This is a genomic window from Sphingobium sp. B12D2B (genome assembly GCF_025961775.1).
Taxonomy (GTDB): domain Bacteria; phylum Pseudomonadota; class Alphaproteobacteria; order Sphingomonadales; family Sphingomonadaceae; genus Sphingobium.
This window is the reverse complement of record NZ_JAOQOH010000001.1, coordinates 925,155-951,487: the sequence shown is the minus strand read 5'-3', so window position 1 is coordinate 951,487 and position 26,333 is coordinate 925,155. Positions and strand designations below refer to the sequence as shown.

Below are 26,333 nucleotides of genomic sequence, written 5' to 3'. Positions count from 1 at the left end.
TTGTCCCTATCACCTATTAGCGAGTGGCTATAACTTATAGCCTCACAGGCCGTTGCTTCTACCTGCCTCTCCGCATGACAAGGTGGTTCAAAATAGGGAGAGGAACGATGAGCTATTCGAGAAAAATGGCGTCAAAAGCCGCGTGGCGTGGCGCCAGCCGGCTGATTATCGCGGCATGTGCGGGCCTTGGGCTTTCCGCCGCGATGGCACAACAAGGCGCGAATTCGCAGCAGGGGTCGCCGCCGGTCGGCCCTGACTGGACCTATTATCCGCAGCCGACCAAGGCCCCCAAGGGCGCCCCCAATATCATCCTCGTGCTTATGGACGATGTGGGCTTCAGCGCCTCCACCTCTTATGGCGGGCCCATTCCGACGCCGGTGTTCGACAGTCTCGCTGCCTCCGGCCTGCGCTACACGCGCTTCCACACCACCGCCATGTGCTCGCCGACGCGCGCCGCATTGCTCACTGGCCGCAACCACCATGCCGTCGGCAATGCATCGATCTCCAACGTATCGATCGATGCGCCGGGCTACACCTCCGTGATGCCGGACAGCGCCGCGACGCTTGGCCGGGTGCTGCGCGACAATGGCTACGACACGTCTTGGTTCGGCAAGAACCACAATATCCCCGACTGGGAGACCGGGCCGATGGGTCCGTTCAAGCGTTGGCCGATCGGCCTGGGCTTCGATTATTTCTACGGGTTCAACGGAGCGGGTGCCGACCAGTTCAACCCGACCATTGTCGAGAATATCAACCCCGTGCGGCGCGACCGGACGGACGATAATTATATCTTCGACCGTGACATGACCGACAAGATGCTGGGCTGGCTGGGCGCGCAGCAGGCGCAGGACCCGAACAAGCCCTTCTTCCTGTATGTCGCGCCCGGCGCCATGCACGGCCCGCAGCAGGCCCCGGCCGATTGGGTGGCCAAGTTCAAGGGCAAGTTCGACATGGGCTGGGACAAAATGCGCGACCAGATTTTCGCGCGTCAGAAAGCCATGGGCATCATCCCCAAGGACGCCCGCATGGCACCGCCCCTGCCCGGCGTGCCGCGCTGGGATAGCCTGCCTGCCGATCAGAAGGCGCTTTACGCGCATATGATGGAAGTGGCCGCCGCGCAGCTTGCCTTCTTCGACGATCAACTGGGTCGCGTGATCGAGCGGGTGCGTCAGGATGGCGAGCTGGACAACACGCTGGTGATCTTCATCAACGGCGATAACGGCGCGGCGCTGCACAATATGTACGGCTCGATCAACGCTTACTCGCAGTTCGCCGGCATCAAGGAAACGCCCGAAACGCTGCTGCCGCAGAAGGACAAGTTCGGTACAGAGGAAAGCTTCGGAAACTATCCGGTCGGCTGGGGCTATGCGCTCAACACGCCCTACCCATGGGGTAAGACGGTCGCCTCCCAGCTCGGCGGGCTGCGTGTGGGGATGGTCGTCTCCTGGCCTGACAAGATCAAGGACAAAGGCGGCGTCCGCACCCAGTTCAGCCATGTCATCGACATCGCGCCGACCATCTATGACGTGGTGGGGATCACCCCGCCGGCCATGGTGGACGGGGTAGCCCAGCAGCCGATCGACGGCATTTCGATGAAGTACAGTTTCGATGCCCCCAAGGCCCCGTCGCAGCGGCGCGAGCAATATTTCGAGATGCTGGGGAGCCGCGGCTATTACAAGGATGGCTGGTTCGCCGGCACCGAGGTCAATTGGGAGCCATGGGGACCGAACAAGACCGACCCGACCAAGGCCGGCTGGGAGTTATATAATCTCAACGAGGACTGGTCGCAGACCCGCAACGTCGCCGCGCAATATCCCGACAAGCTGGCCGAACTGAAGGCGGACTTCGAGGCGGCAGCCCAGAAGTTCCATGTCTATCCGCTCTCGGCCGACTTCTTCGAGCGGCTGAACTACAAATATCGCCCCAACGCCCTCGCGCCCGAGCGGACGCGCACTTACTACACGAGCGACATCCGCTACCCGGCCGTGACCTTCCCGGAACTCAACCCCAACTGGACCGCCGAAGCCCGTGTCAAACTCAGCGGATCAGCGGTTAGTGGGCCGATCCTGACCCAGGGCGCCAAGTTTGCGGGTTATACGCTCGCGATGGAGAACGGCGTGCCGGTCTTCACCTACAATCCCTCGGGCCGCGCGCAGGAACGCAAGATCCTGCGTGGCAACCAGGCGCTCGGTGCGGGCGACCATGTGATCACCGCCCAGATCGCCCCGGCGAGCGAAGGGCTGACGATCTCGCTGCTGGTCGACGGCAAGTCGCAAGCAACGGCATCGATCCCCCGCGTCATCAAGATCGTGACCGGCGAGGCGATGATCGGCCATGCGCTGATCGATGATCGCACGGGGCCGCTGAACTTCCCCGATACGATCGAGAAGGTGACGATCACCAGCTACTGAAACCAGCACTTGCCCATGGCCGCCTGCCTATTGGTGGGCGGCCATGTCATTTGGTGTACGCAGGCCGCTTAGCGGCCGCTGTTGACCAGCAGCAAAATGGCCACGATCAGGATCGCGAGCGCCTGAAAGGTCACGCGGCCCATCATTGCCTTGTTCTGGCGCAGGCTAGACTGGCTCGGGCCGGTGCCATCGCCTTTCAGCTCCGCCTCGGTCGTGCGCAGGAACGTCACGATGCCGCGAACGAGCATGAAAAGTGCGCCTAGCATGGCGAGCACCAGCAGGATGATCATGAGGGCATTGCCCATAGCTTGTCTCCTTGTGGCCCCGATTTAGGAGGCTTCGACCCTGATTCCAACCGGAAAGCGGCCAGCCCGCAAATCTTCGGCGAGCGCCGGGCCGGAAAGGCCCTGATCGCGCAGCTCCGCAAGGCTCAGGCCATCGGCGCGCTTGGCAAGGCGCTTGCCTGCCGCATCCACGATCAGCCGGTGATGCCGGTAGCGCGGACTGGGCAGGCCGAGCAGCGCCTGCAGGGTGCGATGGGCGTGGGTGGAGGCGAACACGTCCCGCCCCCGAATGACATGCGTGACGCCCTGTGCCGCATCATCGACCACCACCGCGAGATGATAGCTGGCCGGCCGGTCCCGCCCCTTGATGATCAGATCGCCCAACGCATCCGGCTCGACCGGGACGGTGCCGGCAAAATCGTCCTGCCAGACCAGCGGACCAGTGCGCGCCAGCGCCGCGCCCATATCCAGCCGCCAGCTATGCGGATCACCCGCCGCGATGCGTGCGGCGCGCTCGTTCAACGACAGCGCGCGGCAGGTGCCGGGATAGAGCGGCCCGTCCGCACCGTGCGGGGCATGCAGGCTCGCGGCCAGTTCCCGCGCGATATCCCCGCGCGTGCAGAAGCAGGGGTAGACGACGCCCGTTGCCTTGAGTCGGTCCAACGCCTGCTCATAGGCATCGAAGCGCGTCGACTGGATCAGCAGCCCATCCCAGCCGATGCCGAGCCAGCGCAGGTCTTCGTAAATGCCCTCGGTAAACGCAGGCCGGCAGCGGGTGACGTCGGTATCCTCGATGCGCAGCAGGAAGGTGCCGTCCTTTTCCCGCGCGAAGTCATGGGCCTGCAGCGCCGACCAGCCATGCCCGATGTGCAGGCGCCCGGTCGGGCTGGGCGCGAAACGGGTCACCACATGTCGTGGAGAGTCGTTTTCCATCATACAAGGCCTTGACGAAGACTCATCGTCTCTGCTGTCATATGCACGTCACGCTTCTCTTGGAGAGAGTGCGGCGAAACGAAAGGGGCAAGAGCGCGCATGTATCATCCCGATCGAATACGCCATCCAGAAAATTGCCCGGCGCTCGTGCTGAACGCCGACTACACCCCGCTTTCTTATTATCCGCTGAGCCTCTGGCCCTGGCAAACCGCCATCAAGGCGGTTTTTTTGGATCGGGTGGATATCGTCTCCAGCTATGAGCAGGAAGTTCATTCGCCGAGTTTCCAGATGCAAATCCCCTCGGTGATCGCGCTCAAGCAATATGTGCGGCCGAGCGAGCACCCCGCCTTCACCCGCTTCAACCTCTTCCTGCGCGACAAATTCTCCTGCCAATATTGCGGATCGACCAAGGATCTCACCTTCGATCACGTCGTGCCACGCCGCGCCGGGGGCCGCACGACCTGGGAGAATGTCGCCACCGCCTGCTCGCCGTGCAACCTCAAGAAAGGCGGGCGCACCCCGCGCGAGGCGCATATGCCGCTGCGCCAAATGCCGATCCGCCCGACAACCTGGCAGTTGCAGGACCATGGCCGCGCCTTCCCGCCCAACCATCTGCACGAGAGCTGGCACGACTGGCTCTACTGGGATGTGGAACTGCTGGCCTGAGCCAGGGAACCCGTCTCCGCCCTGCCCCTTGCACGCGGCTCTGGAGCCGCTAAGAAGCCGCGATGGACCGTATCCTCATCCGCGGCGGCAAGCCGCTCTCCGGCAAACTCCCCATCTCCGGCGCGAAGAACGCCGCGCTGACGCTGCTGCCTTGCGCGCTGCTGACCGAGGAGCCGGTGACCCTGCGCAACCTGCCCCGTCTGGCGGACGTGGACAGCTTCGGCCATCTGCTCAACCAGCTTGGCGTATCGACCACCATCGAGGGATCCCGGCAGGAAGATTTCGGCCGGGTGATGACGCTCAAGGCCGCGCGCGTCACCTCATCGGTCGCGCCCTATGACATCGTGCGCAAGATGCGCGCCTCCATCGTCGTGCTGGGGCCACTGCTGGCGCGCACCGGCGAGGCGACCGTGTCGTTGCCCGGCGGCTGCGCCATCGGCAACCGCCCCATCGACTTCCACCTGCGCGCTTTTGAAACGCTGGGCGCGACGATCGAGATGGCCAATGGCTATGTCCGCGCCATCGCGCCGGATGGTGGCCTTAAGGGCGCGCTCGTCACCCTGCCCTTCCCCTCGGTCGGCGCCACCGAGAACACGCTGATGGCCGCCGCGCTCGCCAATGGCGAGACGATCATCGAGAATGCCGCGCGCGAGCCGGAGATTGTCGACTTGTGCGGCCTGCTCGTCGCCATGGGTTGCGAGATCGAGGGCATCGGCACGGACCGGATCGTCATCCACGGCAAGCAGCGCCTCTATGGCACCACCTATCGGGTGATGGCAGACCGCATCGAGGCGGGAAGCTATGCCTGCGCGGCCGCGATCACCGGCGGGGAGCTGGATCTGATCGGCGCCAATGCCGACGACATGCACGCGATCCTCAAGGGCCTGCGCGATGCCGGCGTCCACATCGAGGAAAGCAAGACCGGCATCAAGGTCGCGGCCGATGGCCCGCTCAAGCCGCTGACGCTGACAACGGCGCCGCACCCCGGCTTTCCCACCGACATGCAGGCGCAATTCATGGCGATGCTGACGCTGGCCGGTGGCGCGAGCGTGCTCACCGAAACGATCTTCGAGAACCGCTACATGCACGTGCCCGAGCTGGCCCGCATGGGCGCGGACATCACCGTGAACGGCCGCACCGCCGTGGTGCGCGGCGTCGAGAAGCTGACCGGCGCCCCGGTGATGGCGACCGACCTGCGCGCCTCGATGAGCCTGATCCTCGCCGGCCTCGCCGCACAGGGCGAAACCGTAGTGAGCCGCGTCTACCATCTCGACCGGGGCTATGAGCGGCTGGAAGAGAAACTGAGCGCAGTCGGCGCCGACATCGAGCGCGACAGCGACGGCTAAGCCCCCGCCGCAGGTCTGATGGGGCGGTCTGCACGGCGTGTTAATCGCTAATCTTTCGTCATTCCCGCGAACGCGGGAATGACGGTGATGGAAATCGGCGGATGACTCTGCCGCCGATCTTACCGGCAAAGGGGTAAGAGCGGCCCTCTCAGGCCGCCGTATCGATGCCCAGTTCCGCCAGCTTGCGGTAGAGGGTCGAGCGGCCGATGCCGAGGCGGCGCGCCACTTCCGTCATGCGGCCGCGATAATGGCCGATGGCGAGGCGAATGACGTCGGCCTCGATATCGGCCAGCGCGCGCAAATGGCCGTTCGGCTCGTAGAGCGTGACGCCAATGCCGCTTTCCTGCGCGTTGCGGACCATGGGCGTGACCTGCCCGTTCTCGCGCCGCACCGGCTCGCTCTGGTTGAGCTTGCCGGAGAGTTGCGGGAAATCGGCGGCCGTGAGAGCATCCCCCTCGCACAGCACAGCCGCGCGGAAGAGCGTGTTGTGCAACTGACGGACGTTGCCCGGCCAATCGTGCAGGGCGAGCAGGTTGATCGCCTCATTGGTGATGCCGAGGTTGCGCATCCCCGGCTGCGCCACCACGCGCTCCAGCAAATGACGCGCCAGCGCGGGAATATCGCCGCGACGATCCCGCAGCGGCGGAATGGTCAACTGGACGACGTTGAGGCGGTAATAAAGATCTTCGCGGAAACGGCCGGCCTCCACCTCGTCGAGCAGCCGCTTGTTAGTCGCCGCGATCACGCGGACATCGACCTGACTGGGCAGGCGCGCGCCGACGGGCTGGATCTCGCCATCCTGCAACACCCGCAACAGCTTGACCTGCGCATCAAGCGGCAATTCGCTGATCTCGTCGAGAAAGATCGTGCCGCCATTGGCGGTGCTGAACTTGCCGACATGCCGATCGAACGCGCCAGTAAAGGCGCCGCGTTCGTGGCCAAACAGGTCCGATTCGACCAGATTCGACGGAATCGCACCGCAATTCACCGTGACCATCGGCGCGCGGGCGCGCGGACTGGCGGCGTGGATGGCATGTGCGATGACTTCCTTGCCGACACCGCTTTCCCCCTCGATGAGGATGGGCACGCGGGCACGCGCCGCCTTGGCGGCGATGGCCAGGGCAGAGCGGAAGGTGGGCGAGGAGCCGACAATCTCGTCGAAGCCGAGCGGTGCCCGGTTCTTCTCGGTCAGCGGACGCAGTTCCCCTGCGCTGCCGGCATGGTTGAGCGCAGCCTGCAGCGCGCTCAGGAAACTGTCCGGCGCGATCGGCTTGATAAGGAAATCATGGGCGCCGGCCCGCATCGCATCCACCGCCCGCTCAGCAGAGCCATTGGCGGTGATGACCAGAACCGGTAATTGCGGGCGACGGATGCCGATGGCGCGGATGAGGTCGCTGGCCTCGCCTTCCTGCGTCCAGTCGTCGATCATCACGGCATTGATGCGCGCGCCTTCGCGGGACTCGAGCAGCTCGAGCGCGTCCTCCGCCGTGCTTGCGCTCATCGCGCGCCACCCTGCCCGATGCGCCATGGCAATATTGAGTCGGCGCTGCGCCGGCTCGTCGTCGACCAGCAGCAGAACAGGATTTTCGGGATCGGTCATGCTCTCTTCCGCTCGTTGCAGCCGCCGGAATTAAAGAGCGGGGGTAAAGAGGCTGTTAAGCCGACCTGTCTTTGCGGCAAGCTGCTTGAGGCCGCCAAATAATGCCGCTAGGACATTGCGAAGACGACAATCTGGAACAGGATAGCCATGGCGCACGAACAGGACATGAATCAGGCAACCGGCAGCTACAGCGGCTTCGTGGCGCTGATGAAGTGGGGCACGATTCTCAGCGCAATCGCCGCGCTCATCGTCATCATGATCATCGCCTGATCCCTCCGAACGGGGGGATGTTCATGAAAATCGCCGTCATTCGCGAGACCGCCGCTGGCGAGCGGCGCGTGGCCGCGTCGCCTGAAACCGTCCGCAAGTTCAAGGCGCTCGGTGCGGAGCTGGCGGTGGAAACGGGCGCGGGCCTTTCTGCCAGCGTCTCCGATGCGGAGTATGAGGCCGCGGGAGCGACGGTGACCGACCGGGCTGCCGCCGTGCAGGACGCGGGCATTATCCTGTGCGTGCAGGGGCCGGAGCCCGAGAGCATTGCGGGCGCGGCGCCGGGCGCATGGCTGGTCGGATCGCTCAATCCCTTTGGCGAGCGCGCGCGGATCGATCGTTATGCGGCGGCCGGGCTGGAAGCGCTGGCCATGGAGTTCATGCCGCGCATCACCCGCGCGCAGAGCATGGACATTCTCTCCTCCCAGTCCAACCTCTCGGGCTACAAGGCGGTGCTGGACGCGGCCGCGGAATATGGCCGCGCCTTCCCGATGATGATGACGGCGGCCGGCACCGTGTCCGCCGCGCGCGTCTTCGTGATGGGCGTGGGCGTGGCGGGCCTGCAGGCCATCGCCACCGCCCGCCGGCTCGGCGCGCAGGTGAGCGCGACCGACGTGCGCGCCGCGACCAAGGAACAGATCGAATCGCTCGGCGCCAAGCCGATCTTCGTCGATGCGGTGAAGGGCATCGAGGGCGAAGGCAGCGGCGGCTATGCCACCGAAATGTCGCCGGAATATCAGCAGGCCCAGGCCGAGCTGGTCTCCAGCCACATCGCCAAGCAGGACATCGTGATTACCACCGCGCTGATCCCTGGTCGTGCAGCCCCGCGCCTGATCTCGGACGCGCAGATCGCCTCGATGAAGCCGGGCAGCGTGATCGTGGACCTTGCCGTCGAACAGGGCGGCAATGTCGAAGGCGCGGTGCCAGGCGAAATCGTGGAGCGCCATGGCGTGAAGATCGTCGGCCACCGCAATGTTCCCTCGCGCCTCGCGGCGGACACCTCGGCGCTGTTCGCGCGCAATCTCTATAATTTCCTTTCCGCTTATTGGGACAAAGACGCCAATACGCCGGTGCTGCCGGATGACGACGAGATCGTAAAAGGCATCCGCGTCACCCAGGGCGGCAAGGTGGTGAATGAGAGGCTGCAGACAAGCAGCACCTAGTCTCCATGGGAGGGGACCAGAATCATGGACTTCATTGCGGTTCTTTCGATCTTCGTGCTGGCCTGCTTCGTGGGCTATTATGTCGTGTGGTCGGTCACGCCCGCGCTGCACACGCCGCTGATGGCGGTAACCAACGCGATTTCCTCGGTCATCATCGTCGGCGCGCTCATCGCGGCGGCGGAGGCTGGCAATCCGCTGGCTGAGTGGCTGGGGCTGATCGGTGTGGTGCTCGCCTCGATCAACATCTTCGGCGGCTTTGCCGTGACCGAGCGGATGCTCGCGATGTACAAGAAGAAGGAGCGCAAGTGATGCTGGCGTTCCTGCCTGTCGGCCCGCTGGCGGCCCTTGCCTATCTCATTTCCGGCGTCCTGTTCATCCTGGCGCTGCGCGGGCTCTCCAGCCCGGAGAGCAGCCGGCGCGGCAATCGCTTCGGCATGCTCGGCATGTTCATTGCGGTCGGCACCACGGTGGCGACGCACGATGCGGTGGCGATGCCGCGCATCGGCGTGGCGCTCATCATCGGCGGCGTGATCGGCTTCGTGATCGCGCGGCGGATCGCGATGACGGCGATGCCGCAGCTGGTCGCGGCGTTCCACAGCCTCGTCGGCCTCGCCGCCGTGCTCGTGGGCGTCGCGGCCTTCCTCAGCCCGGTTTCCTTCGGCATCGCCGATGAGCTGACCGGCGCGATCCATGCCGCCAGCCGCATCGAGATGGCGCTGGGCGTGGCAATCGGCGCGATCACCTTCTCCGGCTCGGTCATCGCCTTTCTCAAGCTCAACGGCAATATGAGCGGCAAGGCGATCCTGCTGCCGGGGCGGCACATCATCAACATCGGTACGCTGCTGGCGATCCTCTTCTTCACCTACGGCTTCTGGCACAGCCAGGCGCCGATGGACTTCTGGATCATCCTCGTCCTCGCCTTCGTCATCGGCTTCCTGCTCATCATCCCCATCGGCGGCGCGGACATGCCGGTCGTGGTCTCGATGCTGAACAGCTATTCCGGCTGGGCGGCCGCCGCGATGGGCTTCACGCTGGGCAACAGCGCGATGATCATCACCGGGGCGCTGGTCGGCTCATCGGGCGCGATCCTCAGCTACATCATGTGCAAGGCGATGAACCGCAGCTTCCTGTCCGTGATCGCCGGCGGGTTCGGCGCGGAAGCGGCGAGCGGCGATAGCGAGGCCAAGGAGCAGCGCCCGTGGAAGCGCGGCAGCGCGGAAGACGCGGCGTTCCTGATGAAGCAGGCGGATAGCGTCATCATCGTGCCGGGCTATGGCATGGCCGTCTCCCAAGCGCAGCACGCGCTGCGCGAGATGGGCGACATGCTCAAGGCGGCAGGCGTGAGCGTCAAATATGCCATCCACCCGGTCGCTGGCCGGATGCCTGGCCATATGAACGTGCTGCTGGCCGAAGCGAACGTGCCCTATGACGAAGTGTTCGAGCTGGAGGACATCAACAGCGAGTTCTCGCAGACCGACGTCGCCTTCGTCATCGGCGCCAATGACGTGACCAACCCGGCGGCCAAGACGGACAAGACATCGCCGATTTACGGCATGCCGATCCTCGATGTGGCCAATGCCAAGACCGTGCTGTTCGTGAAGCGCTCCATGGGCGGCGTGGGCTATGCGGGGGTGGACAATGACGTCTTCTACATGGACAACACTATGATGCTGCTCGCCGATGCCAAGAAGATGGTCGAAGAGATCGTCAAGTCGCTCGGGCACTGACACGCAAGATGGAGTTTTGATGCGCAAGCTTGGACTGATCGGTGGCATCTCCTGGACGTCCACGGCCCGCTATTACGACCTCATCAACCGCTCCGTGCAGCGCGAGCTGGGCGGGCTGCACAGCGCCACCCTGCTGATCGACAGCCTCGACTTTGCCGATGTCGCCCGCTGCGCCTCGGCCAATGACTGGGATTGCGGCGCCGGCCACATGGTTGGCGCCGCCAAACGGCTGCAGGCGGCCGGCGCGGAAGCGCTGATGATCTGCGCCAACAGCCTGCACAAGGTCATCCCCCAGATCGAGGCAAGCGTGGACCTGCCGGTCATCCACATCATCGACGAGATCGGTGCGCGGCTGAAGGCGGACAAGGTGAAATCGGTCGCGCTGGTCGGCACAAGCAATGTGATGAGCGACCGCGAATATCGCCAGCATCTGGTACAGGAAGGCGGCGTCTCCCTGCTCCCCGCAGAGGCCGATCTGGCCGAGGGCATCGACAAGCTCGTCTATACCGAGCTGGCCGCCGGCATCATCACCCGCGAGGCCGAGCGCTACATGAAGACCGAGCTGACCAACATCGCCAAGGAGGATGTGCAGGCCGTCGTTCTCGCCTGCACGGAGCTCGATCTGATCGTGGACGTGAATGCCAATGTGCTGCCGATCTACGACAGCACGACCATCCATGCCGAGGCTGGCGCCCGCTTCGTGCTGAGCAAATAGCCGGGCCGCTTTGGGCTTGTGCCGGGGTTCGCGCCGGGCGATACATACGGTTCTAATGGTTTAAAAGACCAAGCGAGAGGATCTGCCCGATGCGTGTCTCCCCGACCAAGATCTCGTTGCCTTTGATCGCCGCTGCGCTGTTGCTGGGCACGGCGCCTGCTTATGCCCAGATGCGAGCACTCAATGACGCGGTGGTGGCGCATCCCGACCCCGAATCGCTGTTCACCAGCCCGGACCCGAAGCTGCATCGCAACAAGCAGGCCGCGCTCAAGATCGTGAAGGAGCTGCTGGAGGCCAATCACTGGGACCGCGCGCCGCTCTACCTCACCGATCGCTACATCCAGCACAATCCGATGGCGGGTTCGGGCCTCAAGGCGGTGATGGACTTCTTCATGAACGTCGCCAAGCGCACGCCCACGCCGATCCCCGAAAAGATGAAGACCCCGGTGGTGGCGGTGCAGGCCGAGGGCGACTTCGTGACGGTCAGCTTCGTGCGGGAAGTGCCCTACCCCAACGATCCCTCCAAGACCTACACGACGACCTGGTTCGACATGTGGCGCTTTGTAGACGGCAAGGCCGACGAGCATTGGGACCCGGCGACGCTGCCCGCCGCCCCGCCGCCCGCCGCAGCCCCGACGGCGGCGCCCGCCGCGCCGTCCCAGCCCGTGCCGCCGCCGGCCGGCTGAACCATAAACAGGGAGAGGACAGATGACGACACGCACAACTCTGACCGGCGTGGCGCTGAGCGCACTCATGCTGGTCGCTCAGCCTGCCCCGCTGCTCGCGCAACATGCCGGGCATGGCGATCAGGCCGATCACGCCCGCATCCTTCAGGAAGTGCAGGATCGCACCCAGATCGAGAAGCTGATGTGGGATTATGTGCGCGCGGCCGACAGTCTGAATGCGGATGCCTACGCCGCGCAGTTTACGCCCGACGGCGCCTTCAACGACGTCAAGGGCAGCGAGGCGCTGCGCAAGATGATCACCGCCATGAAGACCAGCCAGGAGGAGCGCCGGGCCAAGGGCGAGCATATCGGCGCGATGCACCACATGATGAGCAACCAGACCATCACCTTCATCGACCGCGACCATGCGCAGGTGAATTATTACTGGCAGACGGTGTTCGCCGACCGCGCGCTCAATCCCCCGCCGCGGCTCGCCGCTGCCGGTCGCGGACGCGACGATGTGGTGCGCGTCAATGGCAAGTGGCTGATCCAGCTGCGCAATGTCGCGGTAAAGGACTAAGAGCGGAGGCCGCCCGTGCAGCAACAGGTCGCCGTCATCACGCTGGGCATCGGCGATCTGGCACGCGCGCGGCGCTTTTATCGCGAGGGTTTCGGCTGGACGCCGGTGTACGAGGGGGAGGACATCCTCTTCTACCAGATGAACGGCTTCGTCCTCGGGCTTTGGGCGAAGGACGCGCTGGCGCAGGACATGCGGCGCCCGGTGGCTGGTGACGGGTCCACCGCCCCTTTCGCGCTGGCGCATAATGTCGCGACGCAGGCGGAGGTCGCGCCGCTGATTGCCCGGCTTGTCGAGGCCGGCGGCGAGCTGCTGCGGCCCGCCGACGCGCCGCACCATGGCGGGATGCGCGGCTATGTTGCCGATCCGGACGGCCATGCCTGGGAGATTGCGTGGAACCCGGCCTGGCCGATCGATGCCGAGGGGCGCGTGACCTTCGCGCTATAAGCAGGGGTCGAGCCGTTCGCGGACAATTATAGCCCCTCCCCTTCGGGGAAGGGTTGGGGTGGGGCTCAACGCCTACGAATGTTCGCAAAGCGAGCGATGCTGCGCATCGCCCCCACCCCCTCCCCCTCCCCTGAAGGGGAGGGGTTGATGGAGGTCAGCTTTCGGCCGGCTCCTTCGCAAGCAGGATCGGATCGTCCAGCCCCGCCGCCAGCGCATCCTCGACCGTCTCCAGCCAGATGAACTCCAGCTTCTCCCGCGCATTCGCGGGGATGTCGTCATAGTCGCGCTTGTTGCGGGCGGGCAGCATCACGCGGGTGATGCCCGCGCTCGCGGCGGCGACAACCTTTTCCTTGATGCCGCCCACCGGCAGCACGAGGCCGCGCAGGGAGATCTCGCCGGTCATCGAGGTATCGCTGCGCACCGTGCGGCCGGTGAGTAGGGAGGTGAGCGCCATGAACATGGCGACGCCCGCGCTCGGCCCGTCCTTGGGCGTGGCGCCTGCGGGGACATGGACGTGGATGTCGCTCTTCTCCAACAGCTCCGCCGAGACGCCGAGGCTGTCGGCCCGGCTCTTGAGCAAGCTCAGCGCCGCCTGCGCGCTTTCCTTCATCACGTCGCCGAGCTGGCCGGTGAGGATGAGCCGGCCGGAGCCGGACATCTTCGTTGCCTCGATGAACAGGATATCGCCGCCGACGGGCGTCCAGGCCATGCCGGTGGCAACGCCGGGCACGCTGGTGCGCTGCGCCACCTCATTCTCGAAGATGCGGTCGCCCAGCACCTCGTGCAGATCATCGACACCTATTGAGACCTGCGCGGCGCTGCCCTCGGCAATCCGCACGGCGGCGTTGCGGATGGTTTTGCCGATCTCCCGCTCCAGGTTCCGCACGCCCGCCTCGCGGGTGTAGTAGCGGATGATCTCGCTCAGCACGGCATCGTCCACCGTCACCTGCTCGGCCGTGACACCATTGGCGGCGAGTTGGCGCGCGACGAGATAGCGCTGGGCAATCGCCAGCTTCTCATCCTCGGTATAGCCCGAGAGGGTGATGATCTCCATGCGGTCGCGCAGCGGGCCGGGGATGGTCTCCAGCATGTTGGCGGTGGCGATGAACACCACGCGCGAGAGATCGAACGGCACGCCGAGATAATTGTCCCGGAAGCTGCCGTTCTGCTCGGGATCGAGCACTTCGAGCATCGCGGCCGAGGGGTCGCCCTGCACGCCGCGGCCCATCTTGTCGATCTCGTCCAGCATGATGACGCAATCGCGCCGCCCGGCCTTGCGGATCGCCTGAATGATGTTGCCGGGCATGGCGCCGACATAGGTCCGGCGGTGGCCGCGGATCTCGGACTCGTCATGCACGCCACCCAGGCTCACCCGCTCGAACGGGCGGCCCATGGCCCGCGCGATGGACTGGCCCAGCGAGGTCTTGCCGACGCCGGGCGGGCCGGCGAAGCACAGGATCGGCGCCTTGCCGCCGGGCGCGAGCTTGCGCACGGCGAGATATTCGACGATCCTTCGCTTGATCTTGTCGAGGCCATAATGATCCGCATCGAGCGTCTCGCGCGCCTTGGCGATGTCGATGGACTGCTCCTCAGGGATGTCCCAGGGCAGTTCCGTCAACCAGTCGAGATAGGTGCGGATGATGCCATGTTCAGCGGCGGCCTCGGGCATCCGCTCGAGCCGGCGCAGTTCCTTGCGCGCTTCCTTCTCGACCGCCTCGGGCATCTTGGCGGCCTCGATCTTCTCGGTCAGCTCCGCGATTTCCGCCGCGCGGCCATCATCCTCACCCAGCTGGCGCTGGATCGCGGCCATCTGCTCGCGCAGGATCGCTTCGCGCTGACGGCTGGTCAGCGTCTCCTGCACGTCCTTGCCGATCTCGGCCGAGAGGCGCAGCACCTGCAGGCGCTGCTCCAGCAGCCGTGAGACACGGTCCAGCCGCGCCGGCAGCGAGACAGTCTCCAGCAGTTCCTGCTTCTGGGTGGTATCCACGTCCAGATAGGCGGAAACGGTATCGGCCAGCGTCGAGGCCGACGCGATGTTCTGGATCGCCTCGGCCAGACCCTGCGGCGCCTGCGGCAGCAGCTGCACCGTCTCCAGCGCCTGCTTACGGACATGGATCAGCCGCGCCTCGACGTCCGGCGTCTTGTCCTCCTGCTCGGCGAGCTTCTCGACGCGGGCGACCATGAACGGCCAGCCTTCCAGAAACTCCACGATGCGAAAGCGCGTTTCGCCCTGCAGAATCAGGTGATGGGTGTCATCGGGCGCGGTCACATAGCGCAGCACATTGGCGAGCGTGCCCATGGCGTGCATGTCCGCCGGGACGGGCGCGTCGACGCCCGCATCGCGTTGGGTGAGCACGCCAATCGGCAGGCTCTCGCGCACCGCCGCCTGTGCAGCGTTGACCGAGATCACGCGGCTGAGCGCCAGCGGCATCACCACATCGGGGAACAGCACGAAGCCGCGCACGGGGACGATGATGATCGCATCCTCCGGCAGCGTCCGGAAAGGCTGCGTCTCGCCGGGCGCGGCGCCCTGGGGCTGCGCGGCGCCGGTGGACGTGGGATTGGCGGTGTTCGTGGTCAGAACTTCCATCAGAAGCGGCCTCCATCGACCTTGCTGAGCGTAACGAGCAGGCAGCCATTCACGGCGGTGCGACGCACACCGTGATACTGGCCGCCGGGGAGCGGCAGCCGGCGCTCGAAGCGGCCCTGCGGCAGTTCGAGGCGATGAATGCGCGCGGTGCGCAGCTCCGGCGGCAGGATGCGCTGGCCGCGCACAATGAGCACGCCATCCTCGATGAACGCCTCCGCCTTCTCGGCATCGACTCCGGGCAGCGCGACTATGACCAGCACCTCAAGCGCCGTCTCGATCATGTCGGCGGGCGGCTCCCAGGCCGGCGGACCGCTGGCGGCGCGGACGGGCGCATAATTCTGCTGCTGGAGGCGCTGCATGCGATCCAGCAGGTCGACCGCATCGGCCCACATCCAGTGCCTGTTCCGCGAAGTCATGCGCGCCCTCTTCCCCATGGCTCACCGGGCGAGATGCGCGGCGTGCATCCAATAAGGTTGCTCGCCGGACCGATTTCAAGCCCGGCAGAAGGGCGCGGGAAAGCCTAGGCAGCAATCAGTCGGCAGGTAGCACCTCAGGCAGATGCACGGGCGCATTCGGCCCGAGCGGCAGGTCGAGGAGCGTCCAGCCGGCGAGCAGTGCCCCACCAAAGAGCAGCAGCCAGAGCGAATAAGGCAGCATGACCGCCGCGAGGCTGCCAAGGCCGAAGCTCGGCACCCAGCGCTGGCAATAAATGAGGATTAGCGGGAAATAGACCATCAGCGGCGAGATGATGTTGGTCGCCCCATCGCCGACGCGATAGGCGGCCGTCGTCGTCTCCGCGCTGATCCCGAGCAGCATCAGCATCGGTACCAAGACCGGGGCAAGCAGCGCCCATTTGGCGCTGGCCGAGCCGACGAACAGATTGAGCACGGTGGTGAACAGCACGATCAGAAGCAGCAGCACCGGCGTCGGCAAGGCGACGGCCTGCAGACCGCCCGCGCCGTGGATTGCGAAGATCAGGCCGAGATTGGACCAGCCGAACATCGCCACGAAATGCGCTGCGGCGAAGGCGAGGACGAGATAATAAGCAAGGTCGCCCATCGCCCCGCTCATCATCTTCACCACGTCGTGATGATCGGCGATGGTGCCCGCCGCCTTGCCATAGGCCCAGCCGCCGGCCAGGAAGAGCAGGAAGAAGCCGCCGACCAGCGACTGGTAGAAAGGCGTCAGCCGCGCCTCCGGCACCGCTGCATTTGCGTCGACCAGTGGCGCGCCCGGCATCAGCGCCATGATCGCCCAGAGCGCGACCACCGCCAGCATCGCCAGGCCGCCGTGGCGCAGGCCCTTGCGCTGGGCGGTGGTGAGGCGCTGTTCGGCGGTGGCATCCGGCGTTCCCGCGATCATCGCCGCCTCACCTTGCGGCACGTAGCCGCCAAGGCGTGGCTCGATGATCCGGTCGGTCACGTACCAGATGGCCGGGATGTAGAGGATGAGCAAAGCGGCCATGAAGAACCAGTTGCCGGCAATGTTCATCTGCCAGTCGGCATCCAGCAACTGCGCGGCCTGCTGGGTGATGCCGAAGAGTAGCGCGTCGAGCTGGCCGGGCAGGAGATTGGCCGAGAAGCCGCCGGACACGCCGGCAAAGGCGGCTGCGATCCCGGCGACGGGATGGCGACCCGCCGCCGCATAGATGATGCCGGCTAGCGGCACGAGCACGACATAGGCCGCATCCGCCGCGAGATTGCCCATCATCGCCACGAAGGCGACCATCGGCGTGAGCAGCGCGGCCGGTGCATTGGCGACGCTGGCGCGCATGGCAGTGCCGAACAGGCCGGAGCGCTCGGCCACGCCCGCGCCGAGCATCACCACCAGCACATAGCCGAGCGGATGGAAATGGGTGAAGGTGGCGGGCATCTCGACCCACAGGCGGCGGATATTCTCGGCCCCGAGCAGGCTCTGGGCGGTGATCGTTACCGGCGCGCCGGTTTGCGCATCGACCTGCGTCGGGTGCACGGCCGACAGGCCGGCCAGCGCGGCGACGAGCGAGATCAGTACCAGCGCGAGGATCAGGTAGAAGAAGATGAACACCGGATCGGGCAGCTTGTTGCCCGTCCGCTCGATCCAGCCGAGGATACCCTTTGGTGCGCTGTCCGTCCCCGCCTGTGCCACGAGCCCTCGCTATGTGATTGTGATCGCTTGGCTTGTGCTAACCCGACGGCGCGAGTGGGGCAAGGCGGGTGGTGGGCTGGAGGCGATCCAGAGCTCCTGCGAAAGCAGGAGCCTAGGGCAGTTAAGGTGGTCGGTTGGGCCCTGGCCTCCTGCTTCCGCAGGAGCACGCGTGAGACCTAATAGCGATAATCCACCGCAATGCGCACGGTGCGCGGGCGCTGGGGCGTGGTGTAGCCGCCGGTGCCGGTGCCAAAGGGCGTGCCGAGCGCGAAGCGGTTGCCGGTTGTGTCCAGCAGGTTGGTGAGCGACAGCGTCACACCCCGTCGCGCATCGCCGTAGCGGACGGTGACGCCGGTATCGACATAATCGCCCTGCTCGTCGCCCAGCACCGGCCCGATGCCAAGGCGCGAGGGGCCGATATATTTGAGCCAGCCGGCCAACCGCAGATCCGCCGCACCCAGCGGCACGCGATAGTCGATGCGCGCCTGCGCGGCATATTCCGCGACATTGGGAATGCTGCCGGGCGAGGCATCCGCGCTGAGCTGACCGAGAGAGCCCAAAGCGGGAAGCTGGGCCAGGGCGTTGGTCACGGGCAAATCGGCGGCCCGCAGCGCGGCGAGCCGGAACGCCTCAGGCGTCAGCGCGATGACGCGGCTGTGATTGTAGACGGCATTGAAATCGATCTGCAGCCCCTCGAGCGGGAAGAGCGAGAGGCTGCCGGCTATGGAGGTGATGCGGCCATTGCCGATATTGGCCGTGGTCGGCAGCCCATTGCCGTCGATGAAATCGGCCTGGATGTCGCGCCAATAGGCGTAAGCGGCCGAAAGGCTGGCCGCGAAGCCATAATAAGCGCTACCCATCCGCACCCCGCCTTCCAGGCTCTGGATGTGATCGTTGCGGAACTGGCGGACGAATTGGGATTCGATGGCAAGGCCGCCGGGGCGGAAGCCCTCCTCATAGCGGGCATAGACGGTGAGGCCCGGCACCAGATGCGCCAGCACCTCGCCGGAGGGCAGCAGCTTGGTCTCGGTCCGGCTCGCGACAATTTCGCCGCCCTGCAACGCGAACAGCGGCTGCACATCCTCCGCGCTGCCGCTCAACCGGCTGTGCGTGATCCGCCCGCCGCCGCTCAGCAAAATGCCGCGCGACACCTCGACGCTGAGCTTGCCATAGCCGGTCAGCTCCGTGACGCGATTGCGCACGCCGGTGGCAGCGGCCCGCAGCGTGGTGAGCCCGAAGGCGCGGCGCTGCTCGGCCTCATTGTCGATGGCGCTGATGCCCAGCACCCAGCCAAAGCCATTTTCGACCGGGCGCCATAGCCGGGTCTCGCTGGTCAGCATCCGCGTGCGGTTGCGCTGCTCGAACACGCGTGGGAGCGTGTCGGTCCGCGTCGCATCGAAGCGCTCGTCCAGACCGTGGCTGACATAGGCATTGGAGGATTGGAAGCGCAGCGCGCCGAAATCCTTGCGGACCACCAGCGTCGCCATGCCATAATCGGCATTGGCGTCCTCGACGACAAAGCTGTTGCGGGTGAGCGGCGGGGCGTCGCGGTCGGCATATTGGGAATCGTCGATGAGCGTCGACTGATAGATGCCACCGACATCCACCGTCCATGCATCGCCCAGGTCCAACCGCAGCACGGCGCGCCCGCCAGCAATGCGCGTGCGGTTGACGTCGTTCACGCCGCGCACCGGATTGTCGATATAGCCGCCGTCGGTGATGCCATAGCCGGTCAGGCGCAGGGCATGGCCGCGCGTACCGATGGGCATGTTGACGGTCGCGGCGACATCGGCACCCGGCTCGCCATGCTGGGTGACGCTGAGCCCAGCGCTGGTCTCAACCGTGAACCCGCGCGGATCAGGATCATTGGGCACCAGCCGGATGATGCCGCCGAGCGAGCCGGCACCATAGAGCGTGCCCTGCGAGCCCTCCAGCACCTCGACCTGCTTGATGTCCTGCAGGCGCAGATCCGGGTCCGGCGCATTATAGGTGAGGCGCAAATCGCCCAGATATTGGCCCACCGTCGCCTGCGTTGGCCCGGTGAAGCTGGAATCGGCAATGCCGCGAATAAACAGCTTGTTGCGCCCGGAGCCCAGATGCGTCGAGGCGACGCTGGCCAAGCGCGAGGCGATCGAGTCCGTTCCACGCTCACCCCCAAACCGCAGCTCTGCGCCATCCAGCAAATGCACGGCGCCCGGATAATCCTCATAGCGCTGATCGAGCTTGCTCGCGGTGACGACGAAGGATTCCACCTCGGCCGGCGGGGCCAGAGGGGGCGGCGCGGCGACCGGACGCCTCGGCCTTTGCGCCTGGGCCGCGGTAACGGGCGCGCTGACGGCATCGATCCGCCAGCTGGTCGCGCTCAACTGCACGGCCCGGCTGCGCGTGCCGGCCAGCATCCGCGCAATGGCCTCGGCCGGCGTCATGGTGCCGCGCACGGGCTTGACCTTTGTGCGCCAGAGCGCGTCGCTGGTCACACTGATGCTGATGCCCGCCTGCCGCGCGAGTTGCGGCACCCGATCGGACAAGCGCCCTGCAGGCACGTCGATGGGCCGGGTCTGCGGCGCCTGCGCGGCGGCCGGCCCGGCGACGCCCAGCAGCGCCGCCGTGGCGAACAGCGCCAGCTGGGCACGAGCTATCTTGAGAGCGTCCACCCTCCGCTTTCCTTTGTCGCAGAGGTGCCGGAAAGGGCCGCGAGATCGTTCACCAGCCGTTCCTCGGGCAGATCGGTGCGCAGGGCCCCGCGGAAGCGGATGCCTGCCGCGGCTGGCGTGGTGCGCAGGGCAATGCCGGTGGTGCGCGCGACTTCCGCCGCGACATCATCCAGATGCACACCATCATAGACGAGCTGGCCGGCGCGCCAGCCGCCTACCGCTGCGGGACTGACCGCGCTCAGGTCCGTCGCGCTGCCATCATCCCGCACGGTGAAGCGATAGCCGGCATCGACGCGGATCGCCGCGCCGCGCGGATTGTAGACCACCGCGCCTTCCGACACGGCCACGCTGATCCGCCCGTCATTGCGCGCGACATCGAACACCGTGCCGACATCGACCAGCTCGGCGCCGCCGACCGACACACGGAATGGCGCAGCATCCTTGTGGACGACGGAGACGAGCACCTGCCCTTCCTCCAGCTCGATCCGGCGCGGATCGCTGCGACTGAGCTTGACCGAGGAGCCGCCGTTCACCGCGATCTCGCTGCCATCGACAAGGGTGACCACTTGCGAGCGGCCCAATGGGGTCTTCACCCGGTAGCTATCCGACGACGCCTGAAACAGGCCGATGCCGACCATGCCGGCGATGGAAGCCGCCAGCGCGCCCCCGACCCACAGCCGACGGCTGAAGCGACGCGGCATGGACGGTGTGGCGGGAGCGGCCCGGCCCCCGTCCCGCGCCACGGCGGCGCCCTCCGGCCAGATATCCTCGGGGCGGGCGGGCAAGGTATCAAGATCGGCATCCAGCGCGGCGAGCTGGTGATAGGCGGTCGCATGGGCCGGATCGCTCTCGAGCCAGTCGGTGAAGGCCTCCCAAGCATTGAAGGCCGGATCGCGCTGGCGCATCAGCCAGTCGATGGCCGCAGCGTCCGCCGGGTTCATCCCCGCCTGCCGATCATGCGTCATCGGACTGTCTCCTCGCGGCCAGCAGGGCAGCATAAGCACGGCGCAAATCGCTCTCGACCGTGCTGAGGCTTACCTCCAGCTCGGCGGCGATCTGGCGCTGGGGCACGCCATCAAGACGATAGCGGCGGAAAACCTGGGAGGCGCGCGAGCCGAGCGCGTCCAGTGCCCGGTCGAACCGCCGCAAATCCTCGCGCGCAATCAGCTGCGCTTCCGCAGTCGGCTCGGGTACGACCTCCCCCGTGCCGCGCGCCTCCGTCCAGGCCTGATCGCGGGCCCGCGCCTGCCGCTCGGCACGATAGCGATCGACCATGAGGTTGTTGGCGGCGCGATACAGATAGCCCAGCGGATTGCCGACCGGGCCGGTAGGGCGCTGGGTGACGCGCATCCACAATTCCTGAAACAGATCCTCGGCGGCATCCCCGGCGCCATGGGCAACCAGAAAGCGGATGAGCTGGACGCGATGCGCCATCAGCGCACTGGCCAGCCCCTGCCCTTCGACAGGACCGGTATCGGTTCCCGTTTCACCTCTCATGGCCCGTCCGTTGTGGCTTCCCCGTGCCTTCATCGCCCGGCGACCTGTGTCCCGGGTCGCACCTGAAGCTCCTGCGCGGTATAGCCCGCTGACACCGACGCGCAAGGGCCGGCGCAGCCTGCTCCACACGGGCTCCACGCCCCGTGAGCGAACGGCGCAAGGGGACTGTGAGCCAGCGTGCGTGCAGCGGTCGATCGCAAGGACGGTCATCTCCATTCAACTCCGGGTTGGGCAAGAGGGAGTGGGGGGGTGGTGGGCACGGTTCCACGCTCCCTCTTGCCCGCACATCGGCCTCAAGAACCGTTTAGAGGCCGATGCGAAGACTGGCGCGCAGCGACAGAGCCCAATTGCCCTGATACTGCTCCGCGCCGAGTTCACCGCCGATCTGGAAGCCGCTGTTGCCGGCGACGCCGCGCAGGCGCCCGACCCAACCACTTTCCCGATCATCGGGCAACAGCGTGAACGCCTCGCCACCCATGAACTGCGCCACCGTGGTACCGAGATTGCCGCTCACGATCTCGCGACGACCGGCCTCTACCTCCAGCCGGGACCAGCCGGACCACTCATCCTGGCCGCCCATGTCGATGCCCAGCACTGCGGTGCCGGTGACCGCCAGCTCGTCGCTGGTCCGCGAGCGCACGATGAGGTTCATGGCATCGCCGCCGCCCGTCTCGGTGTAGCCATTCTCCTTTAGCCGGAAATAATCGAGCGACACGACCGGGCGGAAGGAGATTCCGCCCTGCGACACCCAGTCGTAGGAGAGCGTGCCCATGGCCGAATAGAGTCGGGCATTGCGATCGCTATTGGCGGTCAGCGTGGTGGCGGTGCCATCCTTCAGCCCGTCGAAGCTGCGCTTGCCTTCCAGGTCGACGAAGCCGACCGACCCTCGCGCCGTCGCCCGCAAGCGCCCGGTCTTCAGGCGCCAGTAGCCGGCGACCTCGATCTGGTTGGCGGTCACCTGATTGGCCGTGTCGCCATCGCGATTGCGACCCCACAGATAGGCTACCGACGTGCCGAAGCTGCCAAGACCGGTCTTGATTTCGGCGCCACCGCCGAAGCCCCAGCCGGAGGTCTCATAGGCCGCCGTGTCACTGCGCCCCTTTTCGACGCCCCAAACGAGCTGGTTGATCCAGTAGCCCCATTTGCCTTGATCCTTGAACGGGCCGGTGGGGTCATCCAGCATCCGACCGAAGGTGCGCGATCCTTGGGTGACGACCTGGAAGGTGCCGCCGGCATGATCGGGCAGGAGCTGGCGCAGGCTGGTGCGGAAGTCCTCACCATCGGTGATGCCGAGGAAGGTGGTTTCAACCCGCTCGTCCTTGGAGAGCGCGGCATAGATCGCATCGAAGGCAGCAGCCTCCGAACGGTTGAGGCCAAGGTCCGCAGTGGTCTTGCGGCCGAGGGTCACGCTGAGCGTGTTGGCGCTGCTGCTGAGCGTCGCCTTGTAGAGATAGGGCACCAGCGCGGTTTCGGCATTGAGGTTGCCGGCGCCGGTGAGCGTGCCGGCTGTCAGCACCAGATGATTGCCCACCGCATTCTCGATATCGCTGACCCGCAGCACCAGCCGCGAGTCCGCCGCGAAGCTCGCGGTGCCGGCGACCGAGAGATAGGCCGTGCTGTTGCCCGCCGCCCCCAGCGTGATGCCGAGCGCGCCCTTGTCGGTCACGACCAGGCTGCCGATCTGCGCCGGGCCCGTGAGATCGAGTGCGCCGCCCGCAAGGCTGAGCGCCAGTTGGCCGGCATTGGCGAAGGTGCCGGAATAGACGGCAGTGCCGCCAATCGAGAGCGTGCTCGCGGTGCTGCCGAAATCGGTCGTGCCCTTGAAGCGCGACGTGCCGGCAAGGCTCATCGTGCTCGTGCCGGTACCGAAGGCGACATTGCCGGTGTAGACCGCATCGCCGCGTAGTTGGAGCGTGTCGGCTCCGGCCCCGAAGCTGGTGTTGCCGGTGACCGTGCCGTCCGCAATGTCAAACATGTCATTGCCGCTGCCGAAGCGGACATCGCCCACAATGCTGGGCGCGGTGGCGCTGGCGGCGACCTCGGTCTGCTTGACGGTCACGCCGCTGCTATTGGCGGCGAGATCGATAGCGATGTTGCGCCCCGAATCCGCCTTGGCGCCGGTCGCCGAGATGGCGCCGCTATTCTCGATGAGCGTCAGCCCGCCCGAGGCATCGACGATGGCGACCGCGCTGCCGGCCTCGCCGGTCGTCGCCTTGATCGTGCCGGCGTTGCGGAGGGTCGGCAGGCTGGCGCCGGCATCGACGCGCACGGCGGTCGCCGTCGTGCCATCCTTGCTGGTGCCGGTCGCCTCGACCTTGCCGGTGACTTGCAGCAGCGGTGTCGATGCCCCGGCGCCGAGGCGCAGGGCCGTCGCCGAAGCATCGCGGGCGGAGGCCTCGACGCTGCCACTGATACCGATGCCTCCGGCGATGGTCACGGCGCCACCCTGTCCGCCGACGAGCAGGCCATTGCCCTGCACGCCGGTGTAAAGGCCGCTGCCGGACACGGTGCCGTCGATGATCAGGCCATAGCCGCTGCCCGTCGCCGGCACCGCACCGATGGCGATATCCCGCCCGGCCGCGCCGATCCGCATTGCCGGGGCTGCACCATAAGAGCGCACGACGGCGGAGCCTTCCTCGCTGTCCTTGATGCCGTCCTTGTCTTCATCATCATCGGTGGTGCTGGTGTCCTTTGGCGGTACGGCAAGGATGATGCCGCCCGCAACACTGCCTTCCACGATGACCGCCGAACCGCCCTGCAGCAGATCGTCTGCATCCAGCTTGGAGGGGTCGGACGGCGGCGTGGTGTAGCGATAGCCCGTGGCGCTGATCGCGCCCTGAATGGTCAGCGTACCACCGACATTGCCCAGGAACGCCGCGCCGACCGCATTGACGCCCTGCGCGCCGACCGTGCCGGCAAGGCGGACATTGCCGCTGATGTCCCCGGCCTGCACGCCGATCGCACGATCGCCCAGCACGCTGGTCGTGCCATCATGCGAGAAGGCGCCGGTGAGCGGACCGCCCAGCCGGATGCCGAAGGAATCATTGCCCTCGACCTGGATCGTGGCACCGCGCGCCACGGTGATGGCGCCGGAATAGGCGCCCAGCGTGCGGATGCCGTGGCGAGCGGTGCCGACCGCGAACGGCCCGTCGAGATCGCCGTCATTATCGCCATCGGTGGGCGTGTAGCTCTCATCAATGATGATCTTGCCGCTGTGGACGATGCCGCCCGACGTGCCGGCATTGGCGACGATGCCCGCGGCATTGTCCGCATTGCTGATCTGAATCGTGCCTTCACTGGTGATCTTGTTGGCACTGTTGACCGTGACCGCAACGCTACCTGCGCCGGTCAGTTCGATCGATCCCGCCGAGGCGATCTTGATATCGTCGGCCGCGCCATTGTTTGCGGTGGCCGTCGCGATTGCGGTGGTCCGCTTGGTCGTGATCGAGGTTTCCGCTGAGGCCGCACTGGCAAGAGCGAAGGCGCAGGTGGAAGCAAGCAGGAAATGACGCATGAATACTCCGCTGGTCGTTCAGTAACGGGGAGTGTTCCCTCCCCCCTTGACCAGCAGGACGGAGCCGAGGGCATACAGCCTTGGCTCCGACCGATATTCTGCGCCGCGTGATGCGGCGACCGGCGGACTGAGGCCCGCCGATCTGCCGCTTATTGCGGTTTTGCCGCCACGCTCATCACATAAGTGGCGACGTCGTTGATGTCCTTCTCGCTCAACTGGCCCTCATAGCCGGGCATGGCGCCGGCGCCCTTGGTGACGCGCTCGACGATCAGCGCGTGGGTGAGATTGGCATTGCCATCCAGCGAGGGGCCGATGGGGCCGCTGGCATCAGCTGCGGCCAGCGTGTGACAGGCGCCGCATACGGTGCTCTCGAACACCTGCTTGCCATGGGCAGGATCGCCGGCGGGCGCATCGGCTGCCTGCGCCGGAATCAGGGCAAGCGGTGCTGCGTCGAGCAGGGCGGCAATCGCTGCTATGCTCGACATCTTGGCGGCGTTTGCGCGTGTCACAGAAAATCCCTCCATCCGAATCATTGCCATTCTAATCATCTGCGCCCTAAGTCAGGATCGACAAAAAAGTCCAGAACCGCGCCTGACGCTCAAGGCCTTCGTCCCGACGCCTGAACCGGGGCGGCTGAACGGCGGCTGACGCGCGCGACAAGACGAGAGGAGCAGAGCCATGGGCCAGGCAAACACAACGCGCTTTTCTGACGTGCGCTTTCCCCAGAGCGGCGGGTGCCAGTGCGGCGCGGTGCGCTATGAACTGAGCGCGCCGCCGCTGGGCATCTGGGCCTGCCATTGCAGCCTGTGCCGCAAGCAGAGCGGCAGCGCCTTTGGGCTCTCCATGGGTGTGGCTATCGAGAGCCTGGCGTTGACACAGGGGACGCCGGCGATCTGGACGCGTGACACCGACGCCGGCCATCGGCTCGACTGCCTGTTCTGCGCCGACTGTGGGTCGCGGCTGGTCCATCGTCGTCATCGACATGAAGGCATGCAGACGCTCAAGCCGGGCACGCTGGACGATACGAGCTGGGTGGTGCCGGGTCGCCATTTCTTCGCGGAGACGGCGCTGGATTGGGTGAAGCCGCTGATTCAGGGCACGGACTGAAGGACGATCTAAAACCTATTTGGAATATTCTTTAAGATCAATC

23 protein-coding genes are annotated in these 26,333 nt (G+C 66.0%); 12 read left to right on the top strand and 11 right to left on the bottom strand.

The annotated features are described in order from the left end of the window. The first annotated feature begins 107 nt into the window (after positions 1-107). A complete protein-coding gene (locus tag M2335_RS04560; protein ID WP_264593923.1) occupies positions 108-2,411 on the top strand; it encodes an arylsulfatase in 2,304 nt (767 codons plus the stop codon). Between the two features lie 68 nt (positions 2,412-2,479). On the opposite strand, the gene M2335_RS04555 is transcribed toward M2335_RS04560, so the two are convergent. Then, positions 2,480-2,716 (bottom strand): twin transmembrane helix small protein, encoded by a 237-nt coding sequence (locus M2335_RS04555; protein ID WP_181560534.1) that lies wholly within the window; start codon positions 2,714-2,716, stop codon positions 2,480-2,482. 24 nt (positions 2,717-2,740) lie between these two features. Beyond that, positions 2,741-3,631, bottom strand: a complete 891-nt coding sequence (gene gluQRS, locus M2335_RS04550) for a tRNA glutamyl-Q(34) synthetase GluQRS (protein ID WP_264593922.1) — start codon at positions 3,629-3,631, stop codon at positions 2,741-2,743. Between the two features lie 96 nt (positions 3,632-3,727). On the opposite strand from gluQRS, the gene M2335_RS04545 reads away from it, so the two are divergent. Both M2335_RS04545 and murA read left to right on the top strand, forming a co-directional pair. After that, on the top strand, positions 3,728-4,294 hold the full coding sequence (locus M2335_RS04545; RefSeq protein WP_264571216.1) for an HNH endonuclease: 567 nt from the start codon (positions 3,728-3,730) through the stop codon (positions 4,292-4,294). 62 nt (positions 4,295-4,356) lie between these two features. After that, a complete protein-coding gene (gene murA / locus M2335_RS04540; protein ID WP_264573530.1) occupies positions 4,357-5,640 on the top strand; it encodes a UDP-N-acetylglucosamine 1-carboxyvinyltransferase in 1,284 nt (427 codons plus the stop codon). Between the two features lie 148 nt (positions 5,641-5,788). Here murA and M2335_RS04535 read toward each other — a convergent pair whose 3' ends face one another. Next, the gene (locus tag M2335_RS04535) at positions 5,789-7,240 is read right to left on the bottom strand and encodes a sigma-54-dependent transcriptional regulator (protein WP_264593921.1); all 1,452 of its coding nucleotides are present in this window, start codon (positions 7,238-7,240) and stop codon (positions 5,789-5,791) included. 147 nt (positions 7,241-7,387) lie between these two features. On the opposite strand from M2335_RS04535, the gene M2335_RS04530 reads away from it, so the two are divergent. The 8 genes from M2335_RS04530 to M2335_RS04495 all read left to right on the top strand — a co-directional run bounded on the left by M2335_RS04530 (position 7,388) and on the right by M2335_RS04495 (position 12,801). Continuing rightward, the gene (locus tag M2335_RS04530) at positions 7,388-7,510 is read left to right on the top strand and encodes an aa3-type cytochrome c oxidase subunit IV (protein ID WP_264573531.1); all 123 of its coding nucleotides are present in this window, start codon (positions 7,388-7,390) and stop codon (positions 7,508-7,510) included. Between the two features lie 23 nt (positions 7,511-7,533). Further along, a complete protein-coding gene (locus tag M2335_RS04525; RefSeq protein WP_264593920.1) occupies positions 7,534-8,670 on the top strand; it encodes a Re/Si-specific NAD(P)(+) transhydrogenase subunit alpha in 1,137 nt (378 codons plus the stop codon). Positions 8,671-8,694: 24 nt separating this feature from the next. Next, positions 8,695-8,979 (top strand): NAD(P) transhydrogenase subunit alpha, encoded by a 285-nt coding sequence (locus M2335_RS04520; protein ID WP_181560541.1) that lies wholly within the window; start codon positions 8,695-8,697, stop codon positions 8,977-8,979. After that, positions 8,979-10,397 (top strand): NAD(P)(+) transhydrogenase (Re/Si-specific) subunit beta, encoded by a 1,419-nt coding sequence (locus M2335_RS04515; RefSeq protein WP_264593919.1) that lies wholly within the window; start codon positions 8,979-8,981, stop codon positions 10,395-10,397. The genes M2335_RS04520 and M2335_RS04515 overlap by 1 nt, the downstream gene beginning before the upstream one ends. Positions 10,398-10,416: 19 nt before the next feature. Next, the gene (locus M2335_RS04510; protein ID WP_264593918.1) at positions 10,417-11,112 is read left to right on the top strand and encodes an aspartate/glutamate racemase family protein; all 696 of its coding nucleotides are present in this window, start codon (positions 10,417-10,419) and stop codon (positions 11,110-11,112) included. A gap of 89 nt (positions 11,113-11,201) precedes the next feature. Further along, complete coding sequence (locus M2335_RS04505) at positions 11,202-11,798, top strand: nuclear transport factor 2 family protein (RefSeq protein WP_264593917.1); 597 nt, start codon at positions 11,202-11,204, stop codon at positions 11,796-11,798. Between the two features lie 22 nt (positions 11,799-11,820). Further along, positions 11,821-12,357 (top strand): nuclear transport factor 2 family protein, encoded by a 537-nt coding sequence (locus M2335_RS04500; protein ID WP_264579693.1) that lies wholly within the window; start codon positions 11,821-11,823, stop codon positions 12,355-12,357. Between the two features lie 15 nt (positions 12,358-12,372). After that, on the top strand, positions 12,373-12,801 hold the full coding sequence (locus M2335_RS04495) for a VOC family protein (RefSeq protein WP_264593916.1): 429 nt from the start codon (positions 12,373-12,375) through the stop codon (positions 12,799-12,801). Positions 12,802-12,955: 154 nt separating this feature from the next. Here the strand turns inward: M2335_RS04495 and lon are convergent, their stop codons facing one another. The 8 genes from lon to M2335_RS04455 form a co-directional block, all read right to left on the bottom strand. After that, complete coding sequence (lon, locus tag M2335_RS04490; protein ID WP_264593915.1) at positions 12,956-15,391, bottom strand: endopeptidase La; 2,436 nt, start codon at positions 15,389-15,391, stop codon at positions 12,956-12,958. Next, a complete protein-coding gene (locus M2335_RS04485) occupies positions 15,391-15,807 on the bottom strand; it encodes an Hsp20/alpha crystallin family protein (RefSeq protein ID WP_264593914.1) in 417 nt (138 codons plus the stop codon). Before M2335_RS04485 ends, lon begins: the two co-directional genes overlap by 1 nt. A gap of 115 nt (positions 15,808-15,922) precedes the next feature. Further along, positions 15,923-17,518 carry an AbgT family transporter gene (locus M2335_RS04480; protein ID WP_264593913.1) on the bottom strand — a complete coding sequence of 532 codons (1,596 nt, stop codon included), beginning with the start codon at positions 17,516-17,518 and terminating at the stop codon, positions 15,923-15,925. Positions 17,519-17,694: 176 nt separating this feature from the next. Continuing rightward, on the bottom strand, positions 17,695-20,172 hold the full coding sequence (locus tag M2335_RS04475; protein WP_264593912.1) for a TonB-dependent receptor: 2,478 nt from the start codon (positions 20,170-20,172) through the stop codon (positions 17,695-17,697). Beyond that, on the bottom strand, positions 20,154-21,137 hold the full coding sequence (locus tag M2335_RS04470; RefSeq protein ID WP_264571229.1) for a FecR family protein: 984 nt from the start codon (positions 21,135-21,137) through the stop codon (positions 20,154-20,156). Before M2335_RS04470 ends, M2335_RS04475 begins: the two co-directional genes overlap by 19 nt. Further along, entirely contained in the window at positions 21,127-21,669 is a 543-nt protein-coding gene (locus M2335_RS04465) for a sigma-70 family RNA polymerase sigma factor (protein WP_264593911.1), read from the bottom strand. Before M2335_RS04465 ends, M2335_RS04470 begins: the two co-directional genes overlap by 11 nt. Before the next feature lie 304 nt (positions 21,670-21,973). Next, positions 21,974-25,183: an autotransporter domain-containing protein gene (locus M2335_RS04460; RefSeq protein ID WP_264593910.1), complete on the bottom strand. Its 3,210-nt coding sequence runs from the start codon at positions 25,181-25,183 to the stop codon at positions 21,974-21,976. Positions 25,184-25,332: 149 nt separating this feature from the next. Continuing rightward, on the bottom strand, positions 25,333-25,692 hold the full coding sequence (locus tag M2335_RS04455; RefSeq protein WP_264593909.1) for a c-type cytochrome: 360 nt from the start codon (positions 25,690-25,692) through the stop codon (positions 25,333-25,335). A gap of 169 nt (positions 25,693-25,861) precedes the next feature. Here M2335_RS04455 and M2335_RS04450 point away from each other — a divergent pair, with 169 nt between their 5' ends. Continuing rightward, the gene (locus tag M2335_RS04450) at positions 25,862-26,290 is read left to right on the top strand and encodes a GFA family protein (protein ID WP_264593908.1); all 429 of its coding nucleotides are present in this window, start codon (positions 25,862-25,864) and stop codon (positions 26,288-26,290) included. Positions 26,291-26,333: the final 43 nt, after the last annotated feature.

Excerpts from the sequence above, each read along its gene's own strand:
- M2335_RS04515 (WP_264593919.1), top strand. The coding sequence starts at position 8,979 with ATGCTGGCGTTCCTGCCTGTCGGCCCGCTGGCGGCCCTTGCCTATCTC.
- M2335_RS04520 (WP_181560541.1), top strand. The coding sequence starts at position 8,695 with ATGGACTTCATTGCGGTTCTTTCGATCTTCGTGCTGGCCTGCTTCGTG.
- M2335_RS04450 (WP_264593908.1), top strand. The coding sequence starts at position 25,862 with ATGGGCCAGGCAAACACAACGCGCTTTTCTGACGTGCGCTTTCCCCAG.
- M2335_RS04505 (WP_264593917.1), top strand. The coding sequence starts at position 11,202 with ATGCGTGTCTCCCCGACCAAGATCTCGTTGCCTTTGATCGCCGCTGCG.
- murA (WP_264573530.1), top strand. The coding sequence starts at position 4,357 with ATGGACCGTATCCTCATCCGCGGCGGCAAGCCGCTCTCCGGCAAACTC.
- M2335_RS04500 (WP_264579693.1), top strand. The coding sequence starts at position 11,821 with ATGACGACACGCACAACTCTGACCGGCGTGGCGCTGAGCGCACTCATG.
- M2335_RS04545 (WP_264571216.1), top strand. The coding sequence starts at position 3,728 with ATGTATCATCCCGATCGAATACGCCATCCAGAAAATTGCCCGGCGCTC.
- M2335_RS04530 (WP_264573531.1), top strand. The coding sequence starts at position 7,388 with ATGGCGCACGAACAGGACATGAATCAGGCAACCGGCAGCTACAGCGGC.
- lon (WP_264593915.1), bottom strand. The coding sequence starts at position 15,391 with ATGGAAGTTCTGACCACGAACACCGCCAATCCCACGTCCACCGGCGCC.
- M2335_RS04555 (WP_181560534.1), bottom strand. The coding sequence starts at position 2,716 with ATGGGCAATGCCCTCATGATCATCCTGCTGGTGCTCGCCATGCTAGGC.
- M2335_RS04510 (WP_264593918.1), top strand. The coding sequence starts at position 10,417 with ATGCGCAAGCTTGGACTGATCGGTGGCATCTCCTGGACGTCCACGGCC.
- M2335_RS04460 (WP_264593910.1), bottom strand. The coding sequence starts at position 25,183 with ATGCGTCATTTCCTGCTTGCTTCCACCTGCGCCTTCGCTCTTGCCAGT.
- M2335_RS04525 (WP_264593920.1), top strand. The coding sequence starts at position 7,534 with ATGAAAATCGCCGTCATTCGCGAGACCGCCGCTGGCGAGCGGCGCGTG.
- gluQRS (WP_264593922.1), bottom strand. The coding sequence starts at position 3,631 with ATGATGGAAAACGACTCTCCACGACATGTGGTGACCCGTTTCGCGCCC.
- M2335_RS04470 (WP_264571229.1), bottom strand. The coding sequence starts at position 21,137 with ATGACGCATGATCGGCAGGCGGGGATGAACCCGGCGGACGCTGCGGCC.
- M2335_RS04535 (WP_264593921.1), bottom strand. The coding sequence starts at position 7,240 with ATGACCGATCCCGAAAATCCTGTTCTGCTGCTGGTCGACGACGAGCCG.
- M2335_RS04485 (WP_264593914.1), bottom strand. The coding sequence starts at position 15,807 with ATGACTTCGCGGAACAGGCACTGGATGTGGGCCGATGCGGTCGACCTG.
- M2335_RS04465 (WP_264593911.1), bottom strand. The coding sequence starts at position 21,669 with ATGAGAGGTGAAACGGGAACCGATACCGGTCCTGTCGAAGGGCAGGGG.
- M2335_RS04560 (WP_264593923.1), top strand. The coding sequence starts at position 108 with ATGAGCTATTCGAGAAAAATGGCGTCAAAAGCCGCGTGGCGTGGCGCC.